The sequence below is a fragment of the Pseudobacter ginsenosidimutans genome (genome assembly GCF_007970185.1).
Taxonomy (GTDB): Bacteria; Bacteroidota; Bacteroidia; order Chitinophagales; family Chitinophagaceae; genus Pseudobacter; species Pseudobacter ginsenosidimutans.
Window position 1 is genome coordinate 2,051,944 of the sequence record NZ_CP042431.1, and the last position, 16,180, is coordinate 2,068,123.

Annotated in this window: 16 protein-coding genes; 10 read left to right on the top strand and 6 right to left on the bottom strand. The window is 46.1% G+C overall.

The window, feature by feature from the left end; translation table 11 throughout:
• Positions 1-60 precede the first annotated feature (60 nt).
• Together FSB84_RS08390 and FSB84_RS08395 are read left to right on the top strand one after the other, a co-directional pair.
• Positions 61-1,191, top strand: coding sequence for an RtcB family protein (locus FSB84_RS08390; protein WP_130541988.1), 1,131 nt, complete (start codon positions 61-63; stop codon positions 1,189-1,191).
• A 25-nt stretch (positions 1,192-1,216) separates the two neighbouring features.
• On the top strand, positions 1,217-1,603 hold the full coding sequence (locus tag FSB84_RS08395) for a hypothetical protein (protein ID WP_130541987.1): 387 nt from the start codon (positions 1,217-1,219) through the stop codon (positions 1,601-1,603).
• 326 nt (positions 1,604-1,929) lie between these two features.
• Here the strand turns inward: FSB84_RS08395 and FSB84_RS08400 are convergent, their stop codons facing one another.
• From FSB84_RS08400 to FSB84_RS08415, 4 genes are read right to left on the bottom strand one after another with little or no spacing between them, the layout of a single operon-like run.
• Positions 1,930-2,682, bottom strand: a complete 753-nt coding sequence (locus FSB84_RS08400) for a LytR/AlgR family response regulator transcription factor (RefSeq protein WP_130541986.1) — start codon at positions 2,680-2,682, stop codon at positions 1,930-1,932.
• Entirely contained in the window at positions 2,663-3,784 is a 1,122-nt protein-coding gene (locus tag FSB84_RS08405) for a sensor histidine kinase (RefSeq protein WP_130541985.1), read from the bottom strand. The genes FSB84_RS08400 and FSB84_RS08405 overlap by 20 nt, the downstream gene beginning before the upstream one ends.
• Positions 3,784-4,776 (bottom strand): NAD-dependent epimerase/dehydratase family protein, encoded by a 993-nt coding sequence (locus FSB84_RS08410; protein ID WP_130541984.1) that lies wholly within the window; start codon positions 4,774-4,776, stop codon positions 3,784-3,786. The genes FSB84_RS08405 and FSB84_RS08410 overlap by 1 nt, the downstream gene beginning before the upstream one ends.
• 4 nt (positions 4,777-4,780) lie before the next feature.
• Positions 4,781-5,572, bottom strand: a complete 792-nt coding sequence (locus tag FSB84_RS08415; protein WP_130541983.1) for an SDR family NAD(P)-dependent oxidoreductase — start codon at positions 5,570-5,572, stop codon at positions 4,781-4,783.
• A gap of 198 nt (positions 5,573-5,770) precedes the next feature.
• On the opposite strand from FSB84_RS08415, the gene lpdA reads away from it, so the two are divergent.
• Entirely contained in the window at positions 5,771-7,174 is a 1,404-nt protein-coding gene (gene lpdA, locus FSB84_RS08420; protein WP_130541982.1) for a dihydrolipoyl dehydrogenase, read from the top strand.
• Between the two features lie 64 nt (positions 7,175-7,238).
• On the opposite strand, the gene FSB84_RS08425 is transcribed toward lpdA, so the two are convergent.
• Both FSB84_RS08425 and FSB84_RS08430 read right to left on the bottom strand, forming a co-directional pair.
• Positions 7,239-7,814 carry a hypothetical protein gene (locus FSB84_RS08425; RefSeq protein WP_130541981.1) on the bottom strand — a complete coding sequence of 192 codons (576 nt, stop codon included), beginning with the start codon at positions 7,812-7,814 and terminating at the stop codon, positions 7,239-7,241.
• A 74-nt stretch (positions 7,815-7,888) separates the two neighbouring features.
• A complete protein-coding gene (locus FSB84_RS08430) occupies positions 7,889-9,481 on the bottom strand; it encodes a class I SAM-dependent methyltransferase (RefSeq protein WP_130541980.1) in 1,593 nt (530 codons plus the stop codon).
• Positions 9,482-9,529: 48 nt separating this feature from the next.
• Here FSB84_RS08430 and FSB84_RS08435 point away from each other — a divergent pair, with 48 nt between their 5' ends.
• The 7 genes from FSB84_RS08435 to FSB84_RS08465 all read left to right on the top strand — a co-directional run bounded on the left by FSB84_RS08435 (position 9,530) and on the right by FSB84_RS08465 (position 16,175).
• Positions 9,530-10,222, top strand: a complete 693-nt coding sequence (locus FSB84_RS08435) for an NUDIX hydrolase (protein WP_130541979.1) — start codon at positions 9,530-9,532, stop codon at positions 10,220-10,222.
• Between the two features lie 286 nt (positions 10,223-10,508).
• Complete coding sequence (locus FSB84_RS08440) at positions 10,509-11,396, top strand: NUDIX domain-containing protein (RefSeq protein WP_130541978.1); 888 nt, start codon at positions 10,509-10,511, stop codon at positions 11,394-11,396.
• Positions 11,397-11,413: 17 nt separating this feature from the next.
• Entirely contained in the window at positions 11,414-12,835 is a 1,422-nt protein-coding gene (locus FSB84_RS08445; protein WP_130541977.1) for a nicotinate phosphoribosyltransferase, read from the top strand.
• Between the two features lie 21 nt (positions 12,836-12,856).
• Positions 12,857-13,693 carry a TIGR02452 family protein gene (locus FSB84_RS08450; protein ID WP_130541976.1) on the top strand — a complete coding sequence of 279 codons (837 nt, stop codon included), beginning with the start codon at positions 12,857-12,859 and terminating at the stop codon, positions 13,691-13,693.
• Positions 13,690-14,139 (top strand): ADP-ribosylglycohydrolase family protein, encoded by a 450-nt coding sequence (locus FSB84_RS08455; protein ID WP_130541975.1) that lies wholly within the window; start codon positions 13,690-13,692, stop codon positions 14,137-14,139. Before FSB84_RS08450 ends, FSB84_RS08455 begins: the two co-directional genes overlap by 4 nt.
• Positions 14,140-14,144: 5 nt before the next feature.
• Positions 14,145-14,693, top strand: coding sequence for an RNA 2'-phosphotransferase (locus FSB84_RS08460; RefSeq protein ID WP_130541974.1), 549 nt, complete (start codon positions 14,145-14,147; stop codon positions 14,691-14,693).
• Positions 14,694-14,867: 174 nt separating this feature from the next.
• Positions 14,868-16,175 (top strand): SWIM zinc finger family protein, encoded by a 1,308-nt coding sequence (locus tag FSB84_RS08465; protein WP_130541973.1) that lies wholly within the window; start codon positions 14,868-14,870, stop codon positions 16,173-16,175.
• Positions 16,176-16,180 lie beyond the last annotated feature (5 nt).

Sequence of the window (16,180 nt, forward strand, 5' to 3'; positions counted from 1 at the left end):
GGGCCAGATGTTCCTACCAGAGGCCCCGAACTAATCTTTTTTATAGTAAAATTAAAGAACATGGTACCTATTGGGTTCTATTGTGATCCTGATGGCATCGAGCAAAATGCCATGGATCAATTACAGCAGTATGCGAAACGGGAACATATCACGGCTATCCGTGCTTTTACCGATATACATTATTGCGCTGAAAAAGCCCTGCCAGTGGGCGTAGCATTTAAAACAAACGATCACGTATATCCGCTGATCACCGGAAAAGACATAGGATGTGGTGTGATGTATCTCAGGATCGGAAAGGAAAACTGGATAAAGCCTTTCGATAAAAATGAACATTTCCGTGCGCTTGAATTTACGCATCAGAAAATGACGGATGATGGTCTTGGTGGCGGCAATCATTTCCTCAGTATCGAAGAGGATGATAATGCAGTGTACATTATTTGTCATACCGGCACGCGCGACAGAGGCATTGCGCTTTATCAGCAATGCCTGCAACTGACCCGGGATTATTCCAGGGAATCAGGCCGGCAGGTGGAATATGTGCACAAGGATTTCCTGCAACAGGAGTTCATCAGTTATTACAATGCCACATTGCAGTTCGGTTATGAACGAAGGAAGGATTTTTGTATTAAAACCCTGATCTTTCTTCAAAACGCGAATTATGTGACGGCGGATAAACAAGCGATCCGGAAAGATTACCTGCTTGCGCGTTACAACCAGTTACCGGATAATGGCAAGTTATATGGAACGCCTTATCGCCTGGAGGATTCCATCCACAATCATATCCGGTTCAACGGAAATGAAATTCTGCACAGGAAAGGCAGTACAGAATTGATGGCTTCAAAAACAGTGGTTGTGCCATTTTCTATGTCAAGAGGCAGCTTGCTGGTGCAGGCGGCTAATGGCCAGGAAGCGGCTGCGGCATTACATTCCTGTGCGCATGGGGCAGGCAGGCGCTTGAGCCGTTTCGATGCAATGAAATATTGGAAAACTGTACTGAAGGAAAAGCAAAGGAAACAGTACAGGGAACAGTTCAGCGAATTGTTGAACAGGTCCGGTGATTTTCCGCATGGTTATATCCAGGAATTTGATTTCGCTTATAAAGACGCTTCAGATCTTCTGGCATATCAACCCTATCTTAAAAAAGTGACGCAAACCAGACCTGTGGTAACCATCAAATTCACAGAGATCTGATACCCGATTTATAGAAACCGCCTTGTTGAAGGGCGGTTTCTTGTTCTCCGGGCGTTTTACTATTTTCAATCAACTGGCCAGAACAAAACAAGCCCGGCAATGCCGTTGTGGGTATTCCTGGCATCACCTCTATAAAGCAAATTTTCAAATCAATTCTTCGTTCAACATCATTAGAAGAGGATGTTGCATTACCGGAGAAATCCTTTCAGGCAATATTGCTATTGGGATGCGAGCTGATCTAACAGCAATCGGGCTAACTGTCAGACCGATCATTTCCGATTTTGGTTTTCTTAGAAATAGTGAATCCAAAACAGAAGATACCGGCCTTGTACTATTTGATTTGCCGGCATTTGAAGAGAGCTATCTCAAGGCGAATGCGCCTTTCCATACCCCCATCCCTATCATGTTGTAAGTACTTCAGTGTAGTAATTCCTCTATAGCTATTTCGTAGTTCGTCTATGAAAAATAATGTTCATATAAAATATATTTGAGTAACCTATGCATTACGCAATTTATGCAATTGAACAACCGATGATAAACTCAGGTCAGGGCTTTGATTATTCCATGTGTGATAGCACTCCAATCCGTACTCTTTGCCAGCGGAACAGTTGGATCGGATCCCGTCTTTCGATACAACCGGGTTTACAGGATTTGTAAAGATTGCCCATGAAGGCACCGTTACAAATTCTGTAACCAACCGTTGGATATCCAACATTGAAAAAATTATTGAAATAGTTCTCAGACCTTCCCTTCCAACCAGTTCTTGAAATCGGCTACACGCTCCCTGCTGATGATCACATCATCGGGTGCAGGCGGATTCAACTGAACCAACAGCCTGCTATTATAGTAGGCTGTCATTTTTTTTATGGCATCGATGTGAATGATGAACTGACGGTTCACGCGGAAAAAGGAATTTTTGTCGAGGAGATTTTCCACCTGGTCCAGTGAATAATCCAGTGGATATTCCTGTTTGCTTAAAGTAGTGGCCACAGTGAGCCCCCGGGCGGAGTGCAGCCAGGCAATATCTTTCGCTTTGATATAGATCAGTTGGTTATTGAGCCTGCTGATGAAACGGGTGGTATCCCTTTTGAAAAATGCCTCGGCCAGTTTATTGATATCAACCTGTTGACTGACCGGCCGGAACAGCCTGAATTTCTTCAGGGCATTGTCGAGCGCTGATAACTCTATTGGCTTTACCAGGTAATCAACACTGTTGACCTTGAATGCCTGCAAGGCAAAATTATCATAAGCGGTAGTGAAGATGATGGGCGTGCTCACATTCGGGCCGGTGAAAAGCTCGAAGCAGTTGCCGTCCGACAATTGAATGTCCATCAGCATGAGATCTATATCATGCGCACCGGCAAACCATTTGCGGCCATCAGCAACGGATTCCACCACTGCTTCCACGATAATGGTGGGATCGCATTTTCCAAGCAGCTGGGTCAGTCGTTCCGCATTATGATGTTCGTCCTCAAATATGATCACTTTCATGATTGAAAATTATGGGAATTTTCACTACGAATTTCTCTTCGCCTGCATCCACATCAATGGACCGGCCGCAGACCAGTTCATATCTTTTCTGAATATTCTCCAGCCCGATGCCGTGTGAATATTCAGGCGTTATTTTTTTGCGGATGGTATTGCTCACAAACAGGAATCCGTCTTCACTCCTGATGGTCACTTCCAGGGGTTCACTGGCTGAAAAGCGGTTGTGCTTGATGGCATTCTCCACCAGCATTTGCAGTGTGGCAGGTGGCACTTGTCCATTGATCCTTGAATGATCATCGATCTGTTCCTGGAAAATGATACTGCCCTGCCGGCGGATCCCGATCAGGAACAAATAAGACTGCAGGAAGTTGAGTTCCGTTTGTACAGGCACCAGGTTGTCGAGTTTCTTATCGAGGATATAACGAAAAGTGTTGGCGAGCTGTGTGATATAATCAGCGGCCAGGTCGGGATCTTTGTAAACGAGATTGGTGAGCACACTGAGTGAGTTGAAAAAGAAATGTGGGTCGATCTGGTTCTTCAGCGCATCGTATTTGGCCTGGATATTTTCACGCATCAGTCTTTCGGCCTTGATCTGGTATTCTTTCCAGCTCTTGTAATAAAAGATGAAACCATTGAAGGTAATGATGATCAGGTAGAACATGAAGATCCCCACGATCATATTATAGCTCAGTGAAGTGAAACTGAGCCAGGCTTCGTACCTGTTAAAAAGGAGAATATCTGCGCCGGCATAAACAAATCCGAAACCCAGTGAGATCAATCCTCCATAAAGGAGCAGTACTGCGGAGAGTGTGAGGATCCGCTTTCCTGCGGGATAGCCGTGCATTGTACGTTCCAGGCGGCTTGCCAGCCAGGAGGCGCCGCCCCAGGCCAGTAATCCGTACAGTACATACGCGAGACTGAACATGTTCGAGCGTACGGAAAAAATACCGATGTCCTCAATAAAGGAAAGATCGAAGGATTTGAAAATATTGCTGAAGAGGTACAGGATCAGTATCCTTCCTCCATATCGAAGTGCTTTACTGTTGAACATTTTTTCACTTCCGGCAAAATCTCCGGAATCATCCTTCATTACTTTCTTTCTCATCAGCAATAATTGTTTTTTCTGAACCAGTCGAGTGTATGACTAACGGCTACCACCATGGGGGTTACAGGCAACATCAATTCCCGCTGCGCTTTCCTGGACGAATAATAATTGTTCAGGCAAAGCATATAGGCATTGGCATAGTTCAGTTTTCCATTTTTGCCTGTTAGTCTTTGCCGGATGCTTCCGATGATACCGGCGGCTTTCAAAGCAAAAACAGGAATTCTGAACATCCATTTCGGTTCATCTGCCAGCTTATTCACCATCCGGAAGAATTCGCCGTAGCTGAGATTATGTCCGGCCAGCAAATAACATTCGCCGGTTCTGCCCATATCGATGGCATTGATGATGCCATTGCACACATCCTCTATATATACGAAGTTCTTGCCTCCGGGTGGATAGAACAGGATCTTTTTATTCAGCCCGTACAATAACAGTTTACCGGAACTGGGCTTCCTGTCTTCAGGCCCTATCATAAAGGTAGGATTCACAATTACAGCAGGGAGCTGCTTTTTCTGTACCTGTTCCAGCACGTATTGCTGCGCCAGGTATTTGCTGTTGATATATCCTGATCCTGCATGGAAAAGTGTAAAACCGTTCAGCTCTGTGCCTGGCTTTTCTTTTGTGCCGGGGCCCATGGTATTGGCTGTGCTTACAAAGATGAGTTTGGAAATGTTCTTTTCCAGGCATGCTTCGCAGATATATTGTGTGCCGGTGAAGTTGATGCGTTCGTAGGTTTCAAACCCGATGCCCCATTGATCTGTAATGGCAGCAGAATGGATCACAATATCGCAGCCGATCACTGCATCCAGCACATCTTTTTTATTATCGATATTCCCATACCAGATCTCGCAGGGCACATCAGTGATGCCGGTAAGATTGGCATTCATTCTCACTAAGACCCGCACATCATATTGTATGCGACAAAGTTGCCTGGCGAGGTTGGCGCCGAGAAATCCATTCGCTCCGGTTATCAGTACTTTCTTTCTTTTCATAAAATCAGGTGGCAGACCACTGCATTTCTTTTTTTACTTCTTTGGATACCAGTCTTAACCTGAATCCCAGTGGAAGGAACCACATCAGGAATTGGTTGAGTTTGTTCATCATACCGGGAATGATCACGGGATATCGTGATAATGTTTTTTTCACGGCTATGCGTGCGATATCTGAAGTGGATAGCAATCCCATCTTCCCCTTCATTCCCTGGTGAATGATGCGTCTGCTGGTATTGCTGTTGGTCATGATCGGACCGGGATAGAGCACGCTGACTGATAATCCGGTTCCTGCGAACTCTTCCCGCAATCCAAGTGAAAAAGAAGAGATGAATGCTTTGGAAGCAGGGTAGACTGTTTTATAGGCGATAGGTGTGAAAGCTGCCATGCTGCTCACGTTCAGGATATAACTGCTGGGTTGTTTGAGCAGGTGCGGTATCAACAGTCGAGTCAGTAATGAAGTGCTTCTCACGTTGAGTTGAATGATATCGTCGATCCTCTCCAGTGGTGTGTCTGTGAGAGCGGAAGTTCCGCCGATGCCGGCATTGCTGATCAGGAAATCGATATTGAATTGATCCGTAACAGTACTGGCATATAACTGCAATGCATCAGTGTCTCTCAGATCAAATTCATAGCACTGCACTTTAATGCCGTATTCGGTTTTCAGTTCAGCGGCCAGGCTTTCAAGATTGCTGCCAGGCAGGGAGAACAAAACAAGATTCTTCCTTCTCCTCGCGCACTCCACGGCAAACGCCCTGCCTAATCCCGAGCCTGCTCCTGTGATCAATGTGTAAGTCATGGTACGTGTTTGTTGACATCCCAAAATTGATGGATGAGGAGGAGTCCGCCTTCAATTTTCTCATGAGTTGTTGAATAATTCCCATCAATTGTCAGGGCCTGACCGGCTTAACTTTTACTTAACGGTTGGAAGTTTTTTACCGGGTGGCAATAATTCAGTACCTTTTTGAACATTTTTATCCAATAATCATCATTTTTTATGGCAACAGATTTTGACCTTGTGGTAATCGGATCAGGCCCCGGCGGCTATACAGCTGCTATCAGGGCCTCACAGCTTGGATTTAAAACAGCGATAGTTGAAAAATATCCCGTTCTCGGAGGTACCTGTACCAACGTGGGGTGTATCCCTTCGAAAGCGATGCTGGACAGCTCGGAAAATTTTGACATCATCAACCACAAAGTAGGTAAGCAGGGCATAGAGGTGAGCGGTGCGAAAGTCAATTTCCCCCAGCTCACAGAAAGGAACAGGAATGTGGTGAAACAGAATAACGACGGCCTGAACTTCCTGATGAGAAAAAACAAGATCCAGGTACTGACAGGCGTGGCCAGTTTTGTTGACAATACCAAAATCAATATCACCAACGGTTCAGAACAACCGAAATCGGTGACCAGCAAATACTTCATCATCGCCACCGGTTCCAAACCATCTTCCATCCCCGGCGTGAATATCGACAAAGAACGAATCATCACATCCACTGAAGCGCTTTACCTGAAGGAACAGCCGAAGGAAATGGTGATCATCGGCGGAGGAGTAATTGGTGTGGAACTGGCTTCAGCCTATCATCGTATTGGCACAAAGATCACCATCATCGAGTATGCTGACAGCCTGATCCCAACAATGGACAAGGAACTTGGCAAGGAGTTGCAGAAGCTCCTCACAAAAGGCGGCATCAATGTGCTGGTGAATTCTCCGGTGAAATCCGCAGAGAACACAGGTTCCGGCGTGAAAGTGAAATTTGCTGACGCGAACAAGAACGAACAGGAGATCAATGCCGATTATTGCCTGGTTGCAGTAGGCCGCCGCGCTTACACTACAGGACTGGGACTGGAGAACACGAAAGTGCAGGTAGAGAAAGGACTGGTGGTAGTGAACGATCAATTGCAGACAGCAGTTGAAAATATCTATGCCATTGGCGATGTGGTCCGCGGCCCCATGCTGGCGCACAAAGCAGAGGACGAAGGCGTGGCCGTAGTTGATGGCATTGCCGGAAAACCGCATAAGATCAATTACCTCCGCATTCCTGGTGTAGTGTACACCTGGCCTGAAGTTGCAGGAGTTGGTTACACCGAAGAACAACTGAAAGCTGAAGGGATCGAGTACCGTAAAGGAAAATTCCCCTTCATGGCAAGCGGCCGTGCACGCGCATCAGACGATACTGATGGATTTGTAAAAGTACTCAGCGATCCCAAATATGGCGAAGTATTGGGTGTTCATATCATTGGCGCGAGAGCTGCTGACCTGATTGCGCAGGCTGTACTGGCTATGGAGTTTGAACTTACCGATAATGAGCTCTGCAAGATCTCTTACGCTCACCCAACTTTCTCCGAAGCGTTGAAAGATGCCTACCTGATCTCATCAGGCCGCGGAGCGATCAATATTTAATTCCATTTTTCCACAATAGAAAAGAGAAGCCCCTCGAAAGGCTTCTCTTTTTTTACGGCTATCCTTATCGTAATAGAGCGCGAAACTTTTCATAAGCTGCCAGCAGCTCTTCATGAGACATCAGTTCAAGACTGTCGAAAAACAGATGTTTCTCTTTGAGTTGATAATAGTGCACTTTACGCCTGTTCACCGTATCCTTCATTACATAGAAATGATGTTGCATATTCACATATGCATAGTTTTTGTAGGTGTCTATTTTCGACTGTGTGAGTTTTTTATCTGCAATGATCTTGTGGTGGATCTTCACTTCCACGGGCATCGTACAGGTATTGCAGGTATAACTGCTTTTGATGGAATAGTATTTGCCCTGCTGCGATAATTCTCCTTTTTTACTTTTCCAGGATTGAGTGGATGGATGATACAGGAGCGTATCTGAATGGAGTTCGCGGGGGAATTTTTCCATATGGATGAAATCTGCATAAGCGCTGTCGTTGCTGATCTTCAGGAAGAGGAGATCCCATCCGTTACCGCCGCGATAAAACCCGGCCGGCAGCTTTGAGTTCCCGGGAAATTTTGTGGCTTTGAAATAACAGCCTGCCAGCATTGGAATAAAACATAAAACAAGAATGAGTCTTTTCATCGTATCTGATTGTACAGAACGCTCAGCGCTCCGGTATACCAGATGCGGGTTTCCGGATGATTACATAAAGGACTTTACGGTTTCACTCCGATCAGGAACATGGTGGTGACCGGCCAGGGCTCAGGTACCAACTGATTGTTCTTTACAGTGAAAAGGGCTGTCTTGCCAACCCACCTGTTTTCCACGATCCAGTCATTGGTGAATGCTACCGACGATGGGTGGATCTTGAAACCAGCATTTTGCATTTCATTTTTCCATTCGTCGAAATCCCAGAAGCAGAAGGTTTCGTGCATTTCACTCTGCCAGTTATCCGTATAGTCCTTGCGGCTGAGGAATTCGGCAGCATCTCCAAGAGAAAGACGGATATATCTTTTCTGTTCAAAAATTGTTTCTGCATAAGACAGCTTATAGCCTTCCTGTTTCCTGAAATCCTTTGCGAAGCGAAGGAAGCGTGCATAGGTAGACAATTGCTGCAGGTATTCCGATAAAGAGGATTTGCTTTCCAGGATGCGATGCGGATCAGCGTTGCTGCCATCTTCATCATTCAACCAGAGATATACTTCCTGGTGTTTGTTGTAAGGCGCCACCACATCGCGGTTGATCCAAACGCCGCCATGTACAAGTTCCTCAAAGCGGTTGCGAATGAACTGGAGCAGGTCCTGACGGCTGCCATAAGATTCTATTTCATGTGTGAGGCTGCTTGTATGGATCGTGTTCATGGAGCTGCGATCGAAGGCGAGTCCGGTCACGGCGTTTTTCTTGGAAAAGAAGACAAATGGATTATTGAATTCTCCATTGATCTTCCGCTGCTGACAAAGTTCATAGAGATAACGTGATACTTCGATACCATAGAAATCGGATTCCCTGAATCGTTCATCTTTACAGGCGAGTTTGATCCAGCTCCCTACTGCACAACCAATATCGCCGATACGGCCAGGCTGAATGAAATTGGCAGTGTCCTGGTATTTCATTTCTGCAATATCATCCATCTGGCGTACATACACGTTGTAGTCGCGGGTTTCAGTGAGGTCGCCATCATTGCTGATCATGGCATCGCGGAAAAGCAGCTGCACTTTTTCTGCGATCCTGTATTTCTGCCACACGTTGAATGAGGCAGGGTGCATGTATTCCTGCACGAAAGGTTCCTGTTGCCAGTTCTCGCTTGTGGAAATTTTTTCCACCACATCCCAGGGCATAGCCATATGATGATGCCATGTTTCGATATTGTCCAGCTCTGCCGGCAGAATAGTGAAACCGAGATGATGGTACATGTTCAGCACATTGGTGGAACAAACTACCACGGTGTTTTCGGGAGTACAATCGATTTGTCCTTCACTTTCATGTTTGATGCGTTTGATGGTATAGTCGGCGAAGTTGGGAAGATTGCCTACATCATCGATGCCGTATATATATGTGGGGATGCCGAGATCATTGCCAAATGCTTCGATGGAAATGGCCCTGAGATAGAATGGCAGCGGGTTCCGGCGTGTATTGGAATGGTTGGACGAAGTAACTGCAAACAGCACTGCGTCTATTTTTTCATTTTTTTCCACCGGTTTGCCAAAGACATCCGTAAAACTCTGCAGGCCTTTGCTGATGATATCCTGAAGGTATTTGAACTGAAACTTCGTCAACAATTGATGGCGTCCGGGAATGAGCAGGTACATGGGAACAATTTGCAATAAAGATAGTGGATTCGGTATATTGCAGCCGATATGACCAGGTCCGGTTCTGATATTAAAGTTGCGGTGGATGCCATCGTTTTCGGTTACTCCAAGCAGGAAGGTGTTTCTATTCTGCTGATCCAGCGGAAATATCCTCCGTTCAAAAATGCCTGGGCTATCCCGGGTGGATTCCTGTTACCGGATGAAACGCTGGAAGATGCGGTGAGAAGGGAGTTGCGTGAAGAAACAGGCATTGAAGTGAATTATCTGGAACAGCTGTATACGTTCGGAGCGCCCAATCGCGATCCGAGGCAACGGATCATTTCCATCGCTTACATGGCATTGGTGAAAAGCAGTTTGTTCCAGCAATTGAAAGCCAGTACCGATGCAGAGAATGCGCAATGGTTCAATTTCAGGGAACTGCCGCCACTGGCCTTCGATCATAAAGCTATTCTCGATACAGCTATCGAGAGGATCCGTACCAAGATCCGCTACCAGCCAATCGGCTTTGAACTGCTTGACAAAAAATTCCCCTTTGCAGATCTTGAAAAATTGTACATCGCACTTTTAGGAAGGGATATCGACAGAAGGAATTTCTCCAAAAAAATGCTGGCCCTCGGCATTTTAGATGAAACCAATGAATACGCCAAACCAGAAGGAAAGGGCCGTCCCAGCAAGATGTACCAGTTCAATAAGAAACGTTACCAGCAATTAGAAAGAGAAGGGATCCATTTCGAGATCTAATGTAAACATCTACAGGCAGGAAAAACAAGACTCACGGCGTACGTGGAGTGCTGATGGGTTCCGTTGTGTGCCGCCAGTTGCCCGCCTCCGGGAGTGACCAATACTGTTCGCCTCCGGCGAACAAGCCGGGTGCTGCACCAGACTGTGTCGCCTCCGGCGATATAACAAAAGCAACTCACCGGGAGGTGCGATCAACCTGATTTCGATCTTATTTTGCGTTCATTTAACGCAAAATAAATTTGCTCGAATCAAAATCCTTTCTAAATTTGCGTATAAATAACGCAAAATGAAAACGACAGGCGTAATCGTAGCAAGGTTCCAGACACCCTATCTCCATGAAGGACACAAATACCTCATTGATGAGATCAAATCCAAACACAACAAAGTGGTGGTAGTGCTCGGCGTTTCTCCTGTGAAGGGAAGTCGTCGCAATCCCTTCGATTTTTATACCCGCGAAAAATTACTCAAACAATATGCTCAGGAGCTGGTTGTGCTGCCACTCAGCGACAACTCTTCCGATACAGTTTGGAGCCAGCAACTGGATAAACTTCTGGTCTCAGCCTTTCCCATGGAAATGTTCATGCTCTATGGAAGCCGTGGCAGTTTCATCCCATACTACTCAGGCACATTGCCTGTTCAGGCGTTGCCAGAGTTCGGTGATCATTCCGCCACAGTGATCAGGGATGAGAATGCGGACAAAGTGCTCGACTCCGCTGATTTTCGGTTAGGCATCAACTATGCATATCATACCACCTATCCCCAAGTTTATGCTACCGTGGATATTGCTGTGATCAATGAAGCAACCAGAGAAGTGCTGTTGGGAAAGAAACCCAATGCCGCTGAATGGCGCTTCCCCGGAGGATTTTCAGATCCTGAGGACGAGAGTTTTGAAATAGCGGCCCGCCGGGAGTTATCGGAGGAATGTGGCGATATCGAAGTGCAGGGCATGCAATACATCGGATCCGCCCGCATCAACGACTGGCGCTATAAAAATGAAACAGATAAAATTATCAGTCTCTTTTTCAAAACGAAATTCATATTCGGCACCCCAAAAGCATCTGATGATCTCGCAGCGCTTTCCTGGTTCCCGCTCAGCGAGCTGCGAACCATGAAGGAACAAAACAAGATCACTCCCGAACACCATGTGCTGATCGATCTGCTGCTAAATAAATAAACCTTTAAACTGATGTTATGAAAACGAATGAAAACATTTTGCTACTCGCAGACGCTTACAAATATTCCCACCATAAACTGTATTATCCCGGTACTTCCACCATTTACTCTTATATGGAAAGCCGTGGCGGACAATTCAACGAAACTGTTTTTTACGGCCTGCAGTATTTTCTCAAGCACTATCTCGAAGGTGCAGTGATCACAAAAGAGAAGATCGATGAAGCCGCAGCCTTTTTGCCACAGGTATTCGGAAGGAATGATGTGTTCGATCGCAGCAAATTCGATCAGATCCTCAACAAATACGGAGGGCGCCTGCCGGTCCGGATCAAAGCGGTTCCCGAAGGATCAGTGATTCCTGTGAACAATGTGATGATGACTATCGAGAACACAGATCCTGATTGTTTCTGGCTCAGTAATTTCCTGGAAACATTACTCATGCAGGTTTGGTACCCCAGTACGGTAGCTACCCTGAGCAGGGAGATCAGGAAGATCGTAGACTCCTATTATAAGGATACTGCTTCTTCCGCTGCGCAAGCTGGAATTGACTTTGTTCTGAACGATTTCGGTTTCCGGGGCGTTAGCTCCGTGGAGAGCGCTGGCCTTGGCGGATCTGCACACCTGCTCAACTTTCGCGGCAGCGATACCATCATCGGAAGTGTACTCGCAAAGAATTATTATGAAGCTCAACAAGTATACGGCGTTTCCGTTCCTGCTACCGAGCACTCCGTTTGTACATTACTGGGAGAAGAAGGGGAACTGGAAGTGTTCAGGCATGTGCTAAAGTCTTTTCCCACCGGGATCGTAGCCTGTGTGTCTGATTCATTTGATATTTTCAGGGCATGCAGCGAGTACTGGGGCGAAGAGTTGAAAGAAATGATATTGAGCCGCGACGGTGTGCTGGTGATCCGTCCTGATTCCGGTGACCCTGTTTTTACGCTGCTGAAAGTATTCGCCATACTGATGAATAAATTCGGTTACACTATCAACGACAAAGGCTACAAAGTATTACCTCCCCAGGTGCGTGTGTTGCAGGGCGATGGCGTGAATATCGATATGATACGGTTCATCTATGGCGCACTCAAGGTGAATGGTATCAGTGCCGAGAACCTGGTACTCGGAATGGGAGGCGCCCTCTTGCAAAAAGTGGACAGGGATACACAGAAATTCGCTTTCAAATGCAGCTATGCAGAAGTGAGCGGAAAACCTGTAGATGTTCAGAAAAGCCCTGTGGAGCTGGATTCCCATGGACAACTGGTACAATCATTCAAAAAATCGAAAGCAGGAAAGTTGAAACTGATCCGGAAAAATGATCAATACCAAACAGTACGCCAGGAATCAGAACCTGCATTTGAAGACAAACTCCTCACTGTTTTTGAAAATGGTGAATTGACTAACACCAACAACTTTGAAGCTGTCCGTTCAAGAGCAGCATTGAAATAGATTGTTGCAAAAAATGAAAAAATGAACCAACAACAACGCGTGGCAATCGCGAACCATACACTGGAGATCCTGGAAGCTGGCTCATATCTCAATAAAGCAGGCAATAAGGTTGATCTGAGTATTCCCCTTCAATTTGCCGTGACCAACACAAGATTGTTTACCCCGGATGAACTGTCGCTCCTTGCTGAAAATATTCCGGCAGCCCGTATTGAAACGCAGTTTGAAGTGATGAATGAGACTACCTGCGATGCAGCCAGAAGATTGGTGTACGAAGGAGAAACGGATCCGCTAAGCCTCAATTTCGCTTCTGCAAAAAATCCCGGCGGTGGATTTCTTGGAGGTGCGCTGGCGCAGGAAGAATGTATTGCGCGGGCATCGGGCTTATATCCCTGTCTGCAGAAAGCCCCGGAATATTACAACTATCATCGCAATAAGAATACTACCCTGCTGTATTCAGATCATATGATCTATTCCCCGAAAGTACCCTTGATCAAGGATGAAGAAGGCGAATTACTGGAAGAGATTATTTGTACTTCTGTGATTACCTCCGCGGCAGTCAATGCCGGAGCGGTGGCGGACAATGAAAGGAGTAGTCTGAATATGATCCTGCCTGCAATGGAAACACGGATAGATAAACTACTGGCGCTTTGCGTGCATTACGAACATGAGGTTTTGATCCTCGGCGCCTGGGGATGCGGCGTGTTCCGTAATGAGCCGGAAGAGATTGCAAGGCTATTTGAAGAAGCATTAGCCGGCAAATACAAAGGGCAGTTCAGACGGGTGGTGTTTGCTGTGAAGACGAATAAGGAGGCGGTGATCGAACCGTTCAGGAAGCGGTTTGCAAAAAGAATCATATGACAATTGAACAAGTAAAAGGTGCTTTGTTTGGCGTGGCCATCGGTGATGCACTCGGCGTGCCCGCAGAATTCAAGCCCCGCTCATTCATGGAACTGAATCCGGTGGCGGATTTTGAAGGATTCAAAACGCATAATCAGCCTCCGGGAACTTTTTCCGATGATATCAATACCTGCCCTCCTGAAAAAATTATCTCATCCGGTTATGTATTGCATACCCTCTTTGCATCTGTATGGAGCTTTATGACAACGGACAATTATAAAGATGCCGTCCTGAAAGCCGTCAACCTCGGCAATGATACTGATACGACGGGCGCTATCACAGGAGGACTGGCAGGACTTTATTACGGAATCGGCAATATTCCGGAAAAATGGAAAAATGAAATCGCTGGAACAGCAGATATCGATGAATTGTCGCAAAAGCTGTTCAATATGCGAAGTAAAAATTAGAACAAGTGGAAAAGAATCTGAAACAGATCAGCAAATTCATGAGCCTGGTGCTTAGGCATAAACCGGAAACGATCGGACTGCACCTGGATGAACAGGGTTGGGCAGCAGTAGATGAACTGATCGAAAAAATGAATGAAAAGGGCGCGGGTGTTGATAAGGCAATCATCCGCCAAATAGTAGACACCAACGATAAAAAGCGATTTGCTTTCAATGAGGACCAGTCCAGGATTCGCGCCAGCCAGGGACATAGCATTGATGTAGACCTCGGACTGGAACCGGTAACGCCTCCTGATATTTTGTATCATGGTACAGCAGTGAGGTTCCTCGAAGCCATCCTCCAGGATGGGCTGTTGAAACAAAACCGCCAGCATGTGCACCTCACCGCATTGAAAGAAACCGCCATCGCTGTTGGCAGCAGGCATGGGAAACCGGTAGTACTGGAAGTGAATGCATCAGAAATGACGAAAGCCGGATATGAATTTTATCTGTCAGCCAATAATGTATGGTTGGTGGAGATAGTGCTGCCAGAATACATTTCAGTATCCGGACATTGATCAAATAAGATCAGCTTTTAAACCGGCAGTTATTAATTACTGCCGGTTTTTTAATCTGTAATCCTCTAATAAATCATTTACAAAAAGGTTTCTCAGCAGACAGCTTTGATAATTGAAAACTCCATAAATTACAGCCTGTACATTTTTCCATTAATCATTTCTCAATAGTTGACCTTGAGCCTTAACCTGACTGAAGAACAGATCCTGAACCTTGCTCCTGATGCAGGTTCCGTGAAATCGGGCAAGGAGCTTGCCAATCCCTCTAAATGGGTAAGCAAGGGCGCAAATGACAGAGCCCTCTGGGGCGAATGCCAGGGCAGCGGCAGCAAACCTTACCAAACGCAGGTAGACCTCGCCAATATCGCTTTCAAGTGCAGTTGCCCCAGCAGGAAATTTCCCTGCAAACATGGCCTCGGATTATTACTGCATTACGCACGTCAATCATCTTCCTTTACAGTAACCGATGAACCTGAATGGGTAAGCTCCTGGTTATCTAAACGGGAAGAAAAACAGGAAAAACAAACGGAGAAAAAGGATAAACCCGTTGATGAAGCAGCTCAGACCAAACGCCTCCAGGCCCGTGAACAAAAAGTGAATGATGGAATAGAGGATCTTCGCTTATGGATCAGCGATATCATCCGGAATGGAATCATCAGCATGCCTGAAAAAGGCGCAGCCTGGTTTGAGCAAATGGCTAAAAGGATGGTAGATGCCCAGGCATCCGGGCTCGCCAACCAGGTTCGTAATCTCAGTGATAGTCCTTTCTACTCCGAAGGATGGCAGTCCGGTTTTATGGACCAGCTTCTGCAACTCTACCTTCTCATTGAAGGATACAGGAACAGCGAAACTCAGGACCCCACACTGTTGCAGGATATCCGAACTGGTATCGGTTTCACGCAGAAACAGGAAGAGTTGAAAGAACAGCCAGGTATTACAGACGATTGGCTGGTACTGGCCAAACAGTCTACAGAACGTGATAATATCACCACTGAAAGATGCTGGCTCTATGGAACCAACACCAATCAATATGCGCTGATATTGCAGTTCATTGCACGCGGGCAATTAGCTCAATCAATACTCACGCCCGGCATGTTCGTAAATGCAGAACTGGTGTTCTACCCTTCAGTATTATCAATGCGGGCGCTTATCAAACAACAGAACAGCACCAGTTCCCACAAAACATACCAGGGATTGAACAACTGGAAGGAAGTAGCAATAGCGGAAACAACTGCTTTTGCCCTACTCCCTTTCCGTTCCGAGAGACCATACCTTGTACGGCAACTCAAACCAGTCCGGCATAAAGACGAGTGGTGGCTGCAAGATTCCAATGGTGAAATCATGCTGTTGAAGGAATCACATCGCTATATCTGGAAATTATTATCCATCAGCGGCGGCACACCGCTGGATGCAGCCCTGCTCGGTAAAGAAGATAAATACAAAGTAGTAGGGATCTGGAATAACGGAGAATACATCATTCTATAAATCAG

What these genes read in the sequence shown, in the direction of transcription:
- FSB84_RS08390 (WP_130541988.1), top strand. Translation starts at nt 61, where the DNA reads ATGGTACCTATTGGGTTCTATTGTGATCCTGATGGCATCGAGCAAAAT.
- FSB84_RS08400 (WP_130541986.1), bottom strand. Translation starts at nt 2,682, where the DNA reads ATGAAAGTGATCATATTTGAGGACGAACATCATAATGCGGAACGACTG.
- FSB84_RS08405 (WP_130541985.1), bottom strand. Translation starts at nt 3,784, where the DNA reads ATGAGAAAGAAAGTAATGAAGGATGATTCCGGAGATTTTGCCGGAAGT.
- FSB84_RS08410 (WP_130541984.1), bottom strand. Translation starts at nt 4,776, where the DNA reads ATGAAAAGAAAGAAAGTACTGATAACCGGAGCGAATGGATTTCTCGGC.
- FSB84_RS08415 (WP_130541983.1), bottom strand. Translation starts at nt 5,572, where the DNA reads ATGACTTACACATTGATCACAGGAGCAGGCTCGGGATTAGGCAGGGCG.
- lpdA (WP_130541982.1), top strand. Translation starts at nt 5,771, where the DNA reads ATGGCAACAGATTTTGACCTTGTGGTAATCGGATCAGGCCCCGGCGGC.
- FSB84_RS08425 (WP_130541981.1), bottom strand. Translation starts at nt 7,814, where the DNA reads ATGAAAAGACTCATTCTTGTTTTATGTTTTATTCCAATGCTGGCAGGC.
- FSB84_RS08430 (WP_130541980.1), bottom strand. Translation starts at nt 9,481, where the DNA reads ATGTACCTGCTCATTCCCGGACGCCATCAATTGTTGACGAAGTTTCAG.
- FSB84_RS08435 (WP_130541979.1), top strand. Translation starts at nt 9,530, where the DNA reads ATGACCAGGTCCGGTTCTGATATTAAAGTTGCGGTGGATGCCATCGTT.
- FSB84_RS08440 (WP_130541978.1), top strand. Translation starts at nt 10,509, where the DNA reads ATGAAAACGACAGGCGTAATCGTAGCAAGGTTCCAGACACCCTATCTC.
- FSB84_RS08445 (WP_130541977.1), top strand. Translation starts at nt 11,414, where the DNA reads ATGAAAACGAATGAAAACATTTTGCTACTCGCAGACGCTTACAAATAT.
- FSB84_RS08450 (WP_130541976.1), top strand. Translation starts at nt 12,857, where the DNA reads ATGAACCAACAACAACGCGTGGCAATCGCGAACCATACACTGGAGATC.
- FSB84_RS08455 (WP_130541975.1), top strand. Translation starts at nt 13,690, where the DNA reads ATGACAATTGAACAAGTAAAAGGTGCTTTGTTTGGCGTGGCCATCGGT.